Raw genomic sequence first — 15508 nt, forward strand, 5'->3', positions numbered from 1 at the left:
TCCGGCTTTTTGTATGTTTATTTTATGACACCGCAGAGGATACGTTCTCCGGATTGGCCGGATGGATCCGTCATCTGATCATCCCCTTTTTCATGGATGATCAGTGCAGAGCCGTCCGCGTCCCGAAGCGAATTCGCTTTTCCTTCTTGAAGGGTAACCAGCGGATCAAAGATTATCGTCTTCACATGCCCGTGACTATCCGCAAAAATATTGGGCATATCACCTGCATGCGGACCCTGCGGATTTTTTAATCCGTGATGCTTGTGCTCCGGATTGAAGTGCGCGCCAGCCGACATAAAGTCAGGCGGTGTGCAGACCCCGTATTCATGAAAGTGAATGGCATGAATCCCTGGCTTCAGACCTTCCGCCTCCAATTCAATCCGCACACCTCTTGGTGTTTCTGTTAACACCGCAGTACCCATCTCTTCGTTTTTAGCATTAATCAATGAAACAATCAGTCGCTCGCTCTTACTATCCTTGGCGCGTACACTCATCTCAGGATGGTGTACATAGGTCACCATAGCCAGCACAAGTATTCCGCAGATAAGGTAGATCAGTTTTCCATTTTTCAACCGAATCATCCTCCTAACCATAGGATGTACCGAATGTTTTTTTTTACTCAAATCGTTTGGCTAATCATTCTGCCTTTAAAAAATTAGTCGAAAATGCTAATATTTTTATTAGTCATAATCATGATGAGTAGGAGGATGCTCGTGAAAACAGTCAACGAATTTAAAAAGTTTCTTGCCCGCGGAAATGTGATTGATCTTGCCATAGCGGTCATCATTGGCGCAGCGTTCGGACAAATCGTCAATTCTCTGGTCAAGGATATTATCATGCCGCCGATCGGCTTAATTCTTGGACAAGTTGATTTCAGCAATCTTTACTTAAATTTATCAGGGCATGACTACAGCAGTTTAAGCGCCGCACAAAAAGCAGGTGCACCAACCATCAATTACGGCCTCTTTATTAATTACATCATCAATTTTCTGATCATTTCCATTGTCATTTTCTTTGCCGTTAAAGCATTGAATAGGATAACACCAAGAAAAGCGGATGCGCCTTCAACAAAGACTTGTCCCTATTGTTTGTCTTCAATACCGATTAACGCCACCAAATGCGCACACTGTACCTCAGATCTTCCTGATGCAGAACAACAAAAACCTGTGCATGCACACTAATCAAAAAGCTCACGACAAATTGTGTCGCGAGCTTTTTTCGTCACCCATGTACTAAATATTTTGGCGATTCACCACTTTTGATTTCACTTATGTATAATGAAGAATGTGCTTGATCAAAGAAAGGTTGATGTACATCTATGCATCTGTGGACTATTTTAGGTAGTTTTTTGTTTGTATGCGGATTTATTCTGATCTTGTTAAGTAAAAAGTTGTTGTTATTGAAAATCGCGCACTATATAAAGCGTCCCCAACGTTTTTTGATTGCATTAGGTATTATGTTCTTATTTGCAGGCGTGTATTCTTTTTTAGCACCTATGCTAACCGTAATGATGGGAGCAGATTTTATGATCCTCTATTATCTGGGCATTGTTGCCTGTCTGATGCTTTTGATTTTGTTTCTTCTCCCTTAACGCAGGATGTACTCAGGTATCCGACGCATTTCCGTATGGATCAAACGTTCGCCGTCGAATACGCAGTGATAGTCAGCAGGATCAGCAGTCAAATTTTCAATCGCATCCTTCATAAAAATGCGCAAAGTAGGCACCGTTCCATAATTTTCTTCAGCAAGAATCCAAGAAATTTCTTTAAGCGCTAGAATTCCTTCACGTGTTTCCCTAGGTAAATTGATCAGATCCTCAGATTGTAAGTTTGCGACATAAAGATACATTCCTTGAATGGGTTCTCGATCCGAATTCCATGTAACAATCCCTCGAAATAGCGGACGTTCCAATCGAATTCCAGTTTCCTCCCAAATCTCGCGAATCACACATTCTTTTGGTGATTCATCTATTTCAAGTTTACCACCGACACCGTTCCATGCACCTTGCCAAGGCGATTTTTGACGATTAATCATCAGGATTTTATGACCGTATCTTAATAAAGCTAACGTATACTTAAGCATATTCCCCACCTCGTCGAACATCTGTTAAGTTTGTACTTAGAAAGTATAGCAAATTTGTGACTATTGGGTATGTGTTAACCTTTTCGCGGTTGGGGGTTTTTGACGTTCACTTGCCATGGGCGATCTGTGAGCCTGCGCATACAAGCGAGTATCTGTGGGATCGCAATCATCAGGTACAGTCTCGCAGGCGTCTCGAACTACACATTCTCAATCTATTCTGTCGTTCAGAATATCATCCACTCGAGAAACTTTTTACACAGACAACGATTTGGGAGCAATAGTCTTTTGTACTCAGTCATTTATCAATCCAAGTATTGACAGAACGTTTGTTTGCTTATAAACTATTATCAGAACATTTGTTCAAATAAAATACTTGAGGTGATCTATGTATGGCAGATTCTCATTCAGACGTAAGTTTTAACATTGTCGAGCATTTTGGTGTACTCGCAACCGAGAATAGTGGCTGGACTAAAGAACTTAATCTTGTCAGTTGGAATGCTCGCGAAGCAAAGTATGATATTCGAAGCTGGGCTCCTGATAAGAAGAAGATGGGACGCGGAATTACTCTCACGGGCACAGAATGTCATACTCTGAGGAGTTTATTGAATACGCGATTCCCTCAATCTTCTTCTGCGATCAACGAAAATCAACAAACCGTTCAATAACCCCCGCAAAAAAGCAACGTTCATTACTGCATCTTCCATACACTCATTCCCCCTTATTGAATCCCAGATTAAAATCCCATAATAATACCTTCAAGTTCTTTAATTACATTTACCAATTAGATTTTATTGACACAGGAACATGAATTCCATACACTGAGAATGAAAATCATGTCGAATTCATGACAATTGTTCTTGTAAAATCTAGGCTCTGATTAAATTTAATGGTGTTTGTTTTTCTGACCAAATGGCAATGTGTGCGCCTGCAGAACCGTTCCTGTTGATTGGTTCCAGCGAGACTCCGTAGATCTTAACTTGTATGAAGAGGCTCGGTGCGCGCGTCAAGCAACACCTGGTAAGAAACAATGGAAAAAAAACAGCAGATTTTAACAAAACAAAATCTAAGAAACTATGATTTTGAACAAGTTCTTCAGCATATTTTGAAATGGGAGAGAGATAAAATGGGGGAAATAAAACCAGAAAAAAATACTGGTCTGATGAAGTGGTGGAAGATGATGCGCCCACACACACTTTCTGCATCTTTTGTGCCGGTGGCACTGGGTACTGCACTTGTTTTACCACTAAAAACACCTAATGTCACGTTATTCGCCGCAATGATGATCGCGTCGATGCTCATCCAAATTGCCACCAATTTATTCAATGAGTACTTTGACTTTAAAAGAGGACTTGATAATCAAGATTCCATAGGAATTGGCGGAAGTATTGTTCGGGATGGCTTTCATCCGAAAACGATCCTTCGTCTAGCCTTTGCGCTCTGTTTTGCAGCGATGCTCATCGGTGTATACATCTGTGCAATCAGCAGCTGGTGGATTGCTCTTGCCGGACTGATTTGTATTCTCACCGGCTATCTTTATTCCGGCGGTCCGTACCCGATTGCCTACACACCTTTTGGCGAATTGGTTTCGGGTTTATTCATGGGTGTATTCATTATTTGGATCTCATTCTATATCCAAACCGAGACACTGAGTTTGAACTGTATACTCATCTCTATTCCAATTGGTTTATTGGTTGGCGGCATTAATATGGCCAATAATATTCGTGATTTAACCGGTGATAAGGAAAAAGGTCGCCGTACTTTACCGATCTTGCTTGGACGTCCAAAGTCTATTATTCTACTTGCCGGAATTTTCGCCTTCTCCTATGTTTGGATAATTGCTCTGATGCTGTTTGGTGTTGAATCCGCATGGCTTCTGATCGTCTTTGCCAGTTTACCTAAAGCCATTCAAGCAACTAAATTATTTCGAAATAAAACAAAAGCCATTCAACTCATGCCGGCTATGAAAGCAACAGCACAGCTGCAAACATTATTTGGTATCCTTTTATCGCTAGGGTTGGTACTTGATTATTTCATTTAATTATGTTCGATAATGAAGTTAAAATGTTGTTGTGTTCTTTAAATTGTTATATAATGACTTTGTCAATTGAATATGAAGTTCCTTCAGGGCAGGGTGAAATTCCCGACCGGCGGTATTGGTTAGATTGTTACCAGAGTCCGCAAGCCGAAAGGCAGATCCGGTGAGAAACCGGAACCGACAGTAAAGTCTGGATGGAAGAAGGATGATGTATTAGCGTCTATTTTTTCTGCGCATAGTTTTCATTGCGCTATTATTGCGCTGATTTTAGCCCAAAGGAACGCTCCTTTGGGCTTTTTGATGTCCGATGAAAATAATGTCCATTATGTGCATGAAGTGATGTCTGTATCACAATTTTATGACTCAAGTCACTTTAAAACGCTGTACATGATCCCCAATACTATATATCTTATGGGGGTAATTGTTTGAAGACTTTATCATTAAAGAAATTGGTTTTGATCTCGTTGCTTTCTACTCTTGGTTTCTTGATTATGTTAATTGCATTTCCAATTCCGATGTTTCCGGTCTTTCTAACCATGGATTTCAGTGATTTACCGGCAATTATCGGCGCACTCATTCTTGGACCAGGTGCCGGCATTGCTATTGAAGCGATTAAAAACATTCTGCATGTCTTGCTTTCTGGTTCGCTTACCGTTGTGCCTATCGGTGAATTGGCTAACTTTACAGCAGGTTCAATTTTTATTCTCGTCACTTGGGGATTCTATAGAAGAAAATCGTCTATTCGTTCACTAGTAACGGGTATGGTGACCGCTACAGTGATCATGACACTAATTATGTCAGTGGTGAACTACTACTTGATCTTCCCAGGATATGCATTATTTCTGGGCCTGAGCGTAAATACGGCTGTTGGCATCGCGCAATCTGCAAATCATAGTATCCATAGTTTATTGACACTAATCGTCTATGGAATCATGCCTTTTAACCTGCTTAAAGGTGTGGCGCTAACATTGATCATGATTCCGGTAAGTACTCGACTCAAACAGTTTATCCAAAGACGCTTGGTTGCTTGATTCGCACCACTGACAAATAAATAACTATAAAAACACCTGCAGGTTAAGCCTGCAGGTGTTTTTGTGTTCAATCATGCGAAGCATGTGTCTCACTTATTAATAGCAGAAGGCAGTGCCCACAATAATCAATAAAATGAACAGAACAACGATTAACGCAAAGTTATTGTTCAATCCGTCGTGAGGTGCACCCATGTCGTCACTCTTCCTCTCACATGTCGTTTTTTTGAGTCATGGAACCCTGGACCCAACACTACATGTTATGCACATTCATGTGATTTGTGTGGACACTGGGCACGATTATTCCCACGGCTTTGCTAAGGTCAAATGACTTGTAAAGTTCTTTGTTTCTTGCCTTCTTAACTTTCGGTTCAAATAGCGTTTTTCTGCACTTCCGAAAAGCAAATGTTCTTCTTCACTTTCCGGTATCACCTTTGGAACGGGGATCGGTTTACCCTTTTCATCAATCGCAACAAAAGTTAGGAAACAAGTGGTACACAAGTCTCGTTTTCCTGTTATCAGATGTTCATTAATGATTTTAACAAAAACCTCCATAGAAGTATGATGGCTCCATGTAACAAAAGCCTCAAGACATACGGATGATCCAGCGTAAATGGGTTGTAGGAAATCAACAGAATCAATCGAAGCAGTAACAACCAAGCTTCGTGAATGCCTAGTTGCCGCTATGGCAGCAATATTGTCAACATACATCATTAACTTTCCACCAAAAAACGTTCCGTGATTATTTGTATCATTCGGCAGTACATGAACAGATGTTATCGAAAGCGATTCCTTAGCCCTCTTTGATTCCATGATTACTCCTCATTCCCTTTTGGGTTCTATTTTCATTGTAAAAATTGTCTATGAATGACCCGTTCGTGAAAACCAATCAAAAATGTATGAATCACACTTCCCACACATCTCGGATAATAGTGATTCAATTTACCTTTGATTCACTTCATTTTTTCACTTTTTCATTCACTAGTTAGTATAAATGAAAAGAGATACTGTCGCAAAATCTGTGGTTAAAAACGTATTGAGACAAGTTTCTTCGTTTTTTGCATAGGCATCTTTATTTTTTAATGGTTTTTCCATTAAGAACCATAAAAAAAAATAAGAAAACTAGCGAAAATTGTATTGACAAATTCTAAAATATTGATCTCATGTTACACAACTGTAATATTGCTAAAACATGTATGAGATATTCAACCCTTAGAATAATCCTTGGATGTTAGCCATGATGATGTTCATGGCTGGATCACCTAAGGAGGTTTTTTTACTTAATGAATATCATTAAAAGGCTGACGGCAATGACGAGCTTGACCGTATGTCTTGGTGTCCTGGCACCAACGACGATCGTATTCGCCAAAACGAACAGTACAAATGATAATCACATCATGAATAGTGAAAATCCTGTACGCACAACTCATGCCATTGGATTTGCAGCAAATGCTCCATCCGATCAAGCTGATAACCAGAATGTCACTATTATATTCGGAAATAGTTTGCTTCAAAAAGGCGATTCAGGACCGGTGGTTGCGAAACTGCAAGATAAGCTTCAAAAATTAGGTTACCTCGATGGGCAGCACAACGGCATCATCGATGAACAAACATTTGAAGCAATTGATGCATTCCAATCGGACAAACAGGATTTCGACAACGGCATTATTGGCGCAGATACGAAGACTGCTCTCTACACAGTCTATCGCAACACAAAAGAAGCAAAGGATTACCAAGAAAAAGCGGTTGAAATTAAGGTTCAGGAAAAGAAAGAAGCAGAAGAAAAAGCACGTCAAGCTGCTGAGGCGAAAAAAAGAGCTAAAGAGGCTGCACAAAAAGCGGCAAAAGCAGCCGAGAAGAAAGCTGCAGAACGTGCTAAAGAAAATGCATCGAAGCCTAAAGTACAGAATACTTCATATCAACCAAAAGAAGAAAAAAAGCAATCAGCGCCGGCTGGTCAATCTGGACAGTCTATTACAGTTGAAGCTACGAGTTATTCACTCAGCGGGCGAACAGCAACGGGTATTGACTTCAGCAGTAACCCAAACGCTAAAGTGATTGCCGTTGATCCGGCAGTTATTCCACTGGGTTCGCGGGTAATGATTCCAGGTTATGGCGTGTACCTTGCTGCTGATACCGGTGGTGCTATCAAAGGAAATCGAATTGATGTTCATCTTCCATCGAAAAATCAAGCACTAAACTTTGGGCGCAAAACAATCACGATTAAAATTCTTCATTAATAGAGCAATGAACGAATAATTATATAAGAAAGCACCGATGACCAACGTCATCGGTGCTTTTTTTAGTCAAAGAAGAAAGAATTGAGCATTAGTCATCTAGTCCGGATGTGATGCTCACAATCCACCTATGCAGACAAGTACTTCTATATTTTTCCTTAATTAGCCGTCGATTCGATAATGGATCTGTTGCTTTTCAGCATGTTTTTGCAAACCAAGATTGATCAATTTCTCGATCAGTTTTTGATAAGGCAAACCCGTATGCTGCCAGAGCAAAGGGAACATGCTAAATTGGGTAAATCCCGGCATCGTATTCACTTCATTAACGAGGATACGTTGATCCCCTTCTCGAACGAACACGTCAACGCGCGCAAGTCCGGAGAGATTCAGTGCAGTGAAGGCACGTTTTGCGACTTGTTCCAATTCTGCCTTTACTTTGTCAGGAAGGTCTGCCGGAATAACCAAAGTACTCTCACCTTCCTGATATTTTGATTGGTAATCATAGAATGCGGCATTCTTAGTGATAATTTCACCGGGCACAGAAACAGATAGTTCATGGTTTCCGACTACTCCGATTTCGACTTCTCGGCCATTTACACCTTCTTCAATGATCACTTTCGTATCATAGAGTAATGCTTCTGTCACAGCAGCCGATAATTCAGTTTCGCTCACACATTTACTGATTCCAACACTTGAACCGCCATTTGCCGGTTTAACAAAGCAAGGATATCCAATAGCATTCTTCACTTTGAGAATCATTGCAGGTGCTTCATTTTCCCATTCAAAGCGCGACATCGATACATAATGAGGCTCTGGGATGTTATGTGCTGCAAAGACATCCTTCATCAAAACTTTATCCATACCTACGCTTGAACCAGCAACACCTGATCCAACATACGCAATATTCAGAAGTTCAAACAAACCTTGTACAGTACCATCCTCACCATTTGGTCCGTGAAGTAATGGAAAAATGATGTCCGGTCTCGTCTCCGTACTTGAAGATGCTGATGGTGCGAGCCAATGCTCTGCGATCTCTTCCGCACTGCTGTCTTCCTTAAGCAACAACTGATCTTTATACGTCAGTTTTCCTTTAATCTCTTCTCCTGCAATCCAACGGCCATCCTGCTGAATGTACACAGGAAGTACTCGATATTTCTCCAAATCCATTGCATTGATCACTGAATATGCAGTGAGTAATGAAATTTCATATTCTGTGGATTTTCCGCCGTATAATACAGCGACCGTTTTCTTTTCATTCGCCATTATAAATGCCTCAATTCTATTCTGTGATTGGAAAGCCATGTATCACTGCTCATGACGCTGCCTTTCAACATTTACTTAGTTTAGCATAATCCGTCGAGGAGAACGCCTTCTTCTAAAAAAAATCATTATTTTTAATGAAATAATCTTATTTTTCAAGTTTCACATGTTCCAAATAGTTAATCCGGTCAAGCATTGTCGGATGATCATACTGGATCCACTTCACTAATGCAGGTGGATTCATTTCACCTAGACTAGAAGCGGACAACTTTTGAAAGGAAGAAATTGCTGCTTGCTTATTCTGAGTCATCTGAATAGCATATTGATCTGCTTGATGTTCAAAGTGTCTGGAGACCGTATTCTGGACAGGTTCACCCAAAAATGAAAGTAGCGATAGAACTAAGAGAAGCATAGGTAACGCTGAAAGGTCCCCGGGATGTGTCAGATTCATTCGTGTGCCCCATTTTATCGTCAACCAGAGGTGAACTTTCGCAGCGATCCACAGCGTGAAGAGCAAACCGAGCAGAGCTGCTGCTGTTCCCCAGAGAATATGATGCATGACATAATGACCCATCTCGTGAGCCATGACAAAAAGAACCTGCTCATGACTAAGGCGCTTGACTGTTGTATCCCACAAAACGATGCGCAGATGGGACCCTATGCCATTAACGTAAGCATTCATGGCGTTGGTTTCTTTGGACATATCTACTTCATAGACATTATGAGCAGGGATACCTGCATGTGATGCCAATTGTAAGATTTCCTGTTTTAATTCTCCATCTTGAAGGCTTTGAAAATGATTATACAGTGGATCGATCACAACCGGCTGTAGGTACATCATAAACAAAACAAACGGAATCGACAGCAGCCATGCTGGAAACCACCAGTTTTTCGGATATCTGCGAATCAGAGCGAAAACCGTAGTGAGCGCAATAAAGCCGATCAGTGTACTAATTGCCGTACTCAGCGCTTGATCTTTCAACCACTCGGAAATCGGCTGCACGCTTATTCCATAATGTACAGACAATTGATAGGAGGCAAAATCGACCGGCAAAAAAATCAAGGCAAGAATCAAAGCAATCGCAACGTAGCTAATCAGCATCTGTATGATAAAGAAAGGCGAAATACGCTCCGACCAACGCTTAAGCCAATGCGAAATCCCGGCTATCAACACGAAAAGATAAATGCCCCATTCCAATGGAATCTCGGCGAAAGAGAGAAAATGACGCCAAGCATTGAACACGCCGCTTTCTGCTAACTGCTGTTTGCTCATAAACAGTGCTGGATCGGCTGCAGTGCCTTTCATATCAACAGGTAGTGTAGACTTCGACCAAACAAAAAAATAGGCTGCCATGGTTATGAGATAGATAGCATACAATGCGATAAACCACCACATCGTCTTCTTCTTCACATAAGACCCTCCTCAGAAACATTACGTGAACTTGTCAGCCATCACCTTCATATGGACGGCCTATTATCAATTTAGTCCTGCTACCCTGTGTTTAGAACAAGCTTCCTGAATGATGCTTTGGAGCGTATTAAATAAATGTGGATAATAGCTCTTCTTCGCTGATTTTCCCAAAATAATAGTGACAATCCAATGCTTTGAGTTTTTCAACAAGTGCGTTCTGTTCATATTTTGTCCCAATCATTCGTTTTTCAAATTCTCGAACATCTCCAACACCGAAGAAGTCACCAAAGATAAACATTTGTTCGATAAATCCTTTTTTCACATTTAATCGAAGATCAATCCGTCCACCTTGGAACCGACGTGCTCTACGCACATTAAATTCAGGAGATTTTCCATAGACCCAATCCCAGTTACGATATCTTCTCTTAGCAATATTTATGATGTTGATCCAATCTTCATCGGTGAATTGGTATTCAGGGATCTGATTTTCTCCTTCAAAAATATATCGAAGCAACTGTTCTTTAAACTGATGAATGTTCATGTCTTCCGCCAAATGCTCGCGGATATTCGTAACACGGCTACGCACGGATTTTATTCCTTTAGATTCAAACTTTGCTGCGTCAGGATGCAGTGCACTGGACACATTGTCCAAATTCACATCAAAAAGCAAAGTCCCATGGCTAAAAATACGGCCTTGAGTGACAAATTGGGCATTCCCGGAAATTTTCTTACCCCCTACGGTCAGATCATTACGTCCTTCAAGCGTTGCATCGACCCCCATATGATGCAACGCACGAATCACAGGTTCTGTAAATTTCTTATAGTTATTAAAACTATCTCCATCATCTTTAGCAATAAAGCTGAAGCTCAGATTTCCCGGATCATTATAGACTGCTCCGCCTCCGGATAATCGTCGTGTGACCGTGATCTCTTGTTTTGAAATGTACTCCATATTCAACTCTTCAATCGTATTCTGATTGCGTCCAACAATTACAGTCGGTGCCATTCGATAGAACATGACATAGGTTTCATTGATATCCAGATGTTTCAATGCGTATTCTTCAATTGCAAAATTAAGCGTTTGATCTAATAGATCACGATTATTAATATAAATCATTAGTTTCCCTTCTTTCTCTTTATTCGGGTATTCTTCTTAATAGTAATGCGCATTTGAGCTGTCGTCTAGACGCAGTTATGCTACAAATAGCTCTTTAACTTTCTTTGACATTTTCCTTGATCACTTTACTTTTATAGTTAAATTACGCTACCCTTAAGTAGATTGTATACGAAGAACGGCAATGATGATTTTTAACTTATTCATTGGGAGGATTCATATGAAGACCATTTATTTTGTAAGACATGGACGGACACTCTTCAATCAGTACTGCAAAATGTCAGGTATTTCTGATTCGCCGCTAACAGATATTGGCGAACAAAAGGCCGCTGACTTAGGTGCGGTCTTTAAAGCGCAAAATATATCTTTTGATATCGCGTACAGTAGCGACTTAGGCAGAACGCGGCGTACTGCTCGACTTCTCCTCGACCATTCCGTAAATCCTGATCTCACACCGATTGAATCAACAGACTTACGTGAAGTCAGTTTCGGAATGTTTGAAGGCGATATCAATGACCCAACTTGGGAACGCGCAGGGAAGCAAATTGAATCCCCTGAAGTTCGTGGTGATTCACCAGATGAGTTAAAAATACATGCTTTAACCGGATTGAAACAATTGGATACTTCTGGTCTTGCTGAAGATTACGAAGATGTCAAAGATCGAATCCGTGCCATTCTTAGCACATTTGCTCATTCTGAGGAAGAAACGATCCTTGCAGTGAGTCACGGTCTTTACATCAACTGCCTGATCTACATGTTATCCGATGAAAAAATTCATGTTTCAACAATCGAGAATACCAGTGTTACGAAAATTATATTCGAAAACGGTGTATTTAAAATTGCTTATATCGGGCGTACTGAAAATTTATAAGTGATTACGGGCTCATTGCCTATGATCAACAAGTGTCGCCACGACTATACTGCCCGAACACAATGCTACATAAAGACTCTCTTCTTTCGTTTCTAAATTTCAATTATAGTTAAAAACCAGACTGGGTAACGCCAGTCTGGTTTTTCTGATCATTTCATTATAATTGTAGATTTCATCTACCTTCAGCACGTTCAATTTTGCTTGCACGTACTACTGAAGCGGCTAATGCGTCAATAAAATCTGGTGCCGTATCAGGCATCGTCGGTCGGTGGTAGGTAGCACCAAGTGATTCAACAAGTTTGCGGCATTGCTGATCATTGTCATACAATACTTCCAAATGCTCCGCAACAAAACCAATCGGGCAAAAAACAAAATGACGGTAACGCTTCTGTTGATGAAGGCTGCGAATCTGATCAAGGACATCAGGACCGAGCCAAGGATCCTTGGTTTTACCTGCACTCTGCCAAGCTTGCGCATAATGTGCGATTTCTGCTTTAGCAGCAATTGCATCAGCTGTTTCTCGCACTTGTTCAGGATAGGGATCACCATTAGTCAAGATCTTCTCAGGGAGACTGTGTGCAGTAAATAGAACAACGGTCTCCTCCCATTCACGTTCAGGAATTTCAGCGAACGCCTTTTTCAATGCATGTGACCAATAGTCAATAAAACCTTGTTCCTTATACCAACTACTAATCGATGTTATGGTCATACCGCCTACTTTTTGAGCAGCGGCTTGGACACGATCTATGTAAGACTGGACGCTAAATTGTGAATAGTGAGGGGCCAATGCGATCGATACCGCTTCCTCTATGCCTTCTTCGCTCATGGTTTGAACAGCATCTTCAATAAATGGATGAATATACTTTAAACCAAGAAAAGCTTTGAATTCACGATCGGATTGTAAATCATTTAACCGTTTTTCCAATGCATCAGCCTGCGCTTGTGTCCATTGCGCTAATGGTGACAACCCTCCAATCGCTTCATAGCGACGTGTCAGATCCTCGATCTGTTGTTCACTTGGCCGGTGCCCGTGACGGATTGCCGTATAGTACGGAATAATATCTTCTTTTTGATAAGGGGTGCCATATGCCATGACCACCAGCCCTGTCTTTTTCTTACTCAATTTCAACACCTTCTACTCGCATCAAATTTTACAATAAACCATCATCATTCATCACATAGAACTCGTCCGGAAAAATGATCCGAATCACGCATATTCTATTTTAGCCCTTTTCACGTATGCTGACGAGCGTGCACAATCCGTTAGATGTTGATTAAAGTTTGGAGAACCAGTTTGCCTCAACCGAAGGCGATGCTTGCCCGGTCTTCCCCGTTTGCGAATTATAAGGAACCACATAATAGGTTTCTTTACTCATCGGATTAACAAAATCAATTCGGTACGTATTTTTTCCTTTGACCTCACCTTTAAGTGTTCGTTTGCCATCTACTTCAGCATACACACGGTAAATGACTCGTCGATCTCTAGATTCGTTCCAAGTAAGCTCTAATGCCGGCAATGCATACTTACCGAGTACCCCCCTTGCTTCTAACCGTGTCACGCCGGCGAGTCGAATCGGTTCATCAAGATCTGTGATGCCCTCAGGTTTCTCAAAAGCCAATGCTTTTTCCTTAGGCATACTGTTCACGACAGACTTAAACAAACGAACAGCATCATTGCTGGAGCCGGTTACGTATTGATCTTTATTTGTTTGATCATAACCAATCCAAACCGCTCCCACCGCATCCGGCGTATACCCAACAAACCAAGCATCACGTAATCCTTCTTTGGTAAATGCATTTGATCCCGTTTTCCCAGCGATCGCAACTTGACTGTATCCGGCCTGTCCCGTACCATTTCTCATTACGGATTGTAACATGCGCGTCATGTACCAAGCCGTTTGTTTTGAAAATATTTTCTTAGTTGCTGGATGCGCTTCGCCAATTTTCTTTCCTTGATGGTCATAAATAGCTTGAATAAAAAATGGCTTTGTTTGTTCACCTTCATTGTCGAAGGAAGTGTATGCAGATGCCATTTGCAAAGGGGATACGCCTTTACTTAGACCACCTAAAGCAATGGCTAATCCTTTATCAGATAAATGAATGCCCATTTTTGATAAATAAGCTTTACTTTTTGAAATGCCAATTTGATTCAGAAGCCAAACGGCAGGAGCATTTTGAGAAATTGTAATTGCATCATACATCGTCATCTCACCGGTATATTGCCCACTATAATTGGTTGGCTTGTAATTTCCATAGGACACGTTCTTATCTTGAAGAAGCGAATAGGGCTGATAACGCCCGAGATCAAGTGCCGGTCCATAAACGGCCAAAGGCTTAAATGAAGAACCCGGCTGTCTTTTCACATTGACTCGGTTATAGCTGCCAAGTACATAATTACGTCCACCTTGTGCGGCGAGCACACCGCCGTTTTTATTCATCAGAACAAATGCGCCTTCTGGAGATTGCTTTGGATTGCTCCCATGAAAATAGACATTATTTTTAAAAGCCGAGTAGGAAGCTGCTTGCGCTTGTCGATTAATAGGAACGACAATCTTATAACCTCCTCGAATCAGCTCATCATTGCCAATATGATAGTCCTTTTCTGCTTCTTGTTTAACAAGATCAATGTAGGAATCAAATTCTGGGTGCGTTTGTATTTTGTGTACATTAAGGCCCAGCGTCATTCCTTTTAACCGTACCGATTCCTCTGCGGAAATATAGCCGTTTTTCTGCAACAGAGACAGGACAACATTACGTCTTTCCAAGGCTTTTTGCGGATGAAGAATTGGTGAATAGCCGTTTGGGCCTTTGGGAAGTGCTGCGAGCAGTGCACCTTCATCCTCGGTTAACTCGCTCACGTCTTTATTAAAGAAGAATTGTGAAGCCATCTGTACACCATAGATTCCATGTCCAAAGTAGAGCTGATTTAAATACATATCCAGAATCTGTTTTTTGCTGTACCTTCGTTCAAGACTAACAGCAATTGCGGCCTCTTTAAATTTTCGAAACCAGGTCTTCTCATTTGAGAGATATGCATTTCTCGCCAACTGCTGCGTTATGGTGCTCGCTCCTTCAGCTTTTCCTCCGACCATGATATCTGCTACAAGTGCGCGTGCCACCCCGCGTAAGTCAATTCCTGAATGCTTATAGAAACGTTGATCTTCAGTTGCAATGAAAGCATCTTGAACATGCTTGGGTATTTTTTTCAAAGCAACCGGATCACGATTTTCTGCATAGAGTCTAGAAATTTCATGCCCTTGTTCATCAACAACAACTGAGGTTCTACTCATTACCAATTTTTCATCATCCGTGTAATGATTGCCGATCAGAAGAACAATAAAATAGACAAATAGGCCAACAATGGCTGCGCCAATGATAAAATAGGCAACTTGGAACAACCGTGTGTAGAGCTTGCTTTTATCCATATGTCCTCCCCACCTTTCAAATAGCCATTTATAGCTTATTATGTA

Annotated in this window: 15 protein-coding genes and 1 riboswitch; of the genes, 6 read left to right on the forward strand and 9 right to left on the reverse strand. The window is 41.1% G+C overall.

Going from position 1 to position 15508, the window contains the following annotated elements:
* Positions 1-17: 17 nt before the first annotated feature.
* Positions 18-581 (reverse strand): superoxide dismutase family protein, encoded by a 564-nt coding sequence (locus NIE32_RS07780; RefSeq protein WP_381452313.1) that lies wholly within the window; start codon positions 579-581, stop codon positions 18-20.
* Between the two features lie 126 nt (positions 582-707).
* On the opposite strand from NIE32_RS07780, the gene mscL reads away from it, so the two are divergent.
* Positions 708-1181, forward strand: a complete 474-nt coding sequence (gene mscL / locus NIE32_RS07785) for a large conductance mechanosensitive channel protein MscL (RefSeq protein WP_253054548.1) — start codon at positions 708-710, stop codon at positions 1179-1181.
* A gap of 406 nt (positions 1182-1587) precedes the next feature.
* On the opposite strand, the gene NIE32_RS07790 is transcribed toward mscL, so the two are convergent.
* Positions 1588-2082 carry an NUDIX hydrolase gene (locus NIE32_RS07790; RefSeq protein ID WP_253054550.1) on the reverse strand — a complete coding sequence of 165 codons (495 nt, stop codon included), beginning with the start codon at positions 2080-2082 and terminating at the stop codon, positions 1588-1590.
* A gap of 389 nt (positions 2083-2471) precedes the next feature.
* Between NIE32_RS07790 and NIE32_RS07795 the strand changes: the two genes are divergently transcribed.
* The 3 genes from NIE32_RS07795 (at position 2472) to NIE32_RS07805 (ending at position 5148) form a co-directional block, all read left to right on the forward strand.
* Positions 2472-2747: a YdbC family protein gene (locus tag NIE32_RS07795; protein ID WP_253054552.1), complete on the forward strand. Its 276-nt coding sequence runs from the start codon at positions 2472-2474 to the stop codon at positions 2745-2747.
* Positions 2748-3205: 458 nt separating this feature from the next.
* The gene (locus tag NIE32_RS07800; protein ID WP_253054554.1) at positions 3206-4120 is read left to right on the forward strand and encodes a 1,4-dihydroxy-2-naphthoate polyprenyltransferase; all 915 of its coding nucleotides are present in this window, start codon (positions 3206-3208) and stop codon (positions 4118-4120) included.
* Between the two features lie 75 nt (positions 4121-4195).
* Positions 4196-4327, forward strand: a riboswitch (FMN riboswitch).
* Between the two features lie 215 nt (positions 4328-4542).
* A complete protein-coding gene (locus NIE32_RS07805; RefSeq protein WP_253054556.1) occupies positions 4543-5148 on the forward strand; it encodes an ECF transporter S component in 606 nt (201 codons plus the stop codon).
* 96 nt (positions 5149-5244) lie between these two features.
* On the opposite strand, the gene NIE32_RS07810 is transcribed toward NIE32_RS07805, so the two are convergent.
* Together NIE32_RS07810 and NIE32_RS07815 are read right to left on the reverse strand one after the other, a co-directional pair.
* Positions 5245-5340, reverse strand: a complete 96-nt coding sequence (locus NIE32_RS07810; protein ID WP_253054558.1) for a YjcZ family sporulation protein — start codon at positions 5338-5340, stop codon at positions 5245-5247.
* Positions 5341-5445: 105 nt separating this feature from the next.
* Positions 5446-5958 (reverse strand): acyl-CoA thioesterase, encoded by a 513-nt coding sequence (locus NIE32_RS07815; protein WP_253054560.1) that lies wholly within the window; start codon positions 5956-5958, stop codon positions 5446-5448.
* A gap of 470 nt (positions 5959-6428) precedes the next feature.
* On the opposite strand from NIE32_RS07815, the gene NIE32_RS14240 reads away from it, so the two are divergent.
* The gene (locus tag NIE32_RS14240) at positions 6429-7385 is read left to right on the forward strand and encodes a 3D domain-containing protein (protein WP_290443517.1); all 957 of its coding nucleotides are present in this window, start codon (positions 6429-6431) and stop codon (positions 7383-7385) included.
* 159 nt (positions 7386-7544) lie between these two features.
* On the opposite strand, the gene NIE32_RS07830 is transcribed toward NIE32_RS14240, so the two are convergent.
* The 3 genes from NIE32_RS07830 to lplA form a co-directional block, all read right to left on the reverse strand.
* Positions 7545-8645, reverse strand: coding sequence for a D-alanine--D-alanine ligase (locus tag NIE32_RS07830; RefSeq protein ID WP_253054562.1), 1101 nt, complete (start codon positions 8643-8645; stop codon positions 7545-7547).
* Between the two features lie 145 nt (positions 8646-8790).
* Positions 8791-10053, reverse strand: coding sequence for a M48 family metallopeptidase (locus NIE32_RS07835; protein WP_253054564.1), 1263 nt, complete (start codon positions 10051-10053; stop codon positions 8791-8793).
* Between the two features lie 127 nt (positions 10054-10180).
* The gene (gene lplA / locus NIE32_RS07840) at positions 10181-11170 is read right to left on the reverse strand and encodes a lipoate--protein ligase (protein WP_253054566.1); all 990 of its coding nucleotides are present in this window, start codon (positions 11168-11170) and stop codon (positions 10181-10183) included.
* Positions 11171-11387: 217 nt separating this feature from the next.
* Between lplA and NIE32_RS07845 the strand changes: the two genes are divergently transcribed.
* A complete protein-coding gene (locus tag NIE32_RS07845) occupies positions 11388-12038 on the forward strand; it encodes a histidine phosphatase family protein (RefSeq protein WP_253054568.1) in 651 nt (216 codons plus the stop codon).
* A gap of 172 nt (positions 12039-12210) precedes the next feature.
* Here NIE32_RS07845 and hemH read toward each other — a convergent pair whose 3' ends face one another.
* Both hemH and NIE32_RS07855 read right to left on the reverse strand, forming a co-directional pair.
* A complete protein-coding gene (gene hemH, locus NIE32_RS07850; protein WP_253054570.1) occupies positions 12211-13161 on the reverse strand; it encodes a ferrochelatase in 951 nt (316 codons plus the stop codon).
* 151 nt (positions 13162-13312) lie between these two features.
* Positions 13313-15463: a transglycosylase domain-containing protein gene (locus NIE32_RS07855; protein ID WP_253054572.1), complete on the reverse strand. Its 2151-nt coding sequence runs from the start codon at positions 15461-15463 to the stop codon at positions 13313-13315.
* Positions 15464-15508 lie beyond the last annotated feature (45 nt).

The sequence above is a fragment of the Sporolactobacillus kofuensis genome (genome assembly GCF_024125425.1).
Classification (GTDB): domain Bacteria; phylum Bacillota; class Bacilli; order Bacillales; family Sporolactobacillaceae; genus Sporolactobacillus; species Sporolactobacillus kofuensis.

Bases quoted from the DNA above. Each gene is read 5' to 3' on its own strand.
- NIE32_RS07795 (WP_253054552.1), top strand. From the start codon at position 2,472: ATGGCAGATTCTCATTCAGACGTAAGTTTTAACATTGTCGAGCATTTT.
- NIE32_RS07815 (WP_253054560.1), bottom strand. From the start codon at position 5,958: ATGGAATCAAAGAGGGCTAAGGAATCGCTTTCGATAACATCTGTTCAT.
- NIE32_RS14240 (WP_290443517.1), top strand. From the start codon at position 6,429: ATGAATATCATTAAAAGGCTGACGGCAATGACGAGCTTGACCGTATGT.
- NIE32_RS07780 (WP_381452313.1), bottom strand. From the start codon at position 581: ATGATTCGGTTGAAAAATGGAAAACTGATCTACCTTATCTGCGGAATA.
- NIE32_RS07855 (WP_253054572.1), bottom strand. From the start codon at position 15,463: ATGGATAAAAGCAAGCTCTACACACGGTTGTTCCAAGTTGCCTATTTT.
- lplA (WP_253054566.1), bottom strand. From the start codon at position 11,170: ATGATTTATATTAATAATCGTGATCTATTAGATCAAACGCTTAATTTT.
- NIE32_RS07790 (WP_253054550.1), bottom strand. From the start codon at position 2,082: ATGCTTAAGTATACGTTAGCTTTATTAAGATACGGTCATAAAATCCTG.
- NIE32_RS07800 (WP_253054554.1), top strand. From the start codon at position 3,206: ATGGGGGAAATAAAACCAGAAAAAAATACTGGTCTGATGAAGTGGTGG.
- NIE32_RS07830 (WP_253054562.1), bottom strand. From the start codon at position 8,645: ATGGCGAATGAAAAGAAAACGGTCGCTGTATTATACGGCGGAAAATCC.
- mscL (WP_253054548.1), top strand. From the start codon at position 708: ATGCTCGTGAAAACAGTCAACGAATTTAAAAAGTTTCTTGCCCGCGGA.
- NIE32_RS07845 (WP_253054568.1), top strand. From the start codon at position 11,388: ATGAAGACCATTTATTTTGTAAGACATGGACGGACACTCTTCAATCAG.
- NIE32_RS07810 (WP_253054558.1), bottom strand. From the start codon at position 5,340: ATGGGTGCACCTCACGACGGATTGAACAATAACTTTGCGTTAATCGTT.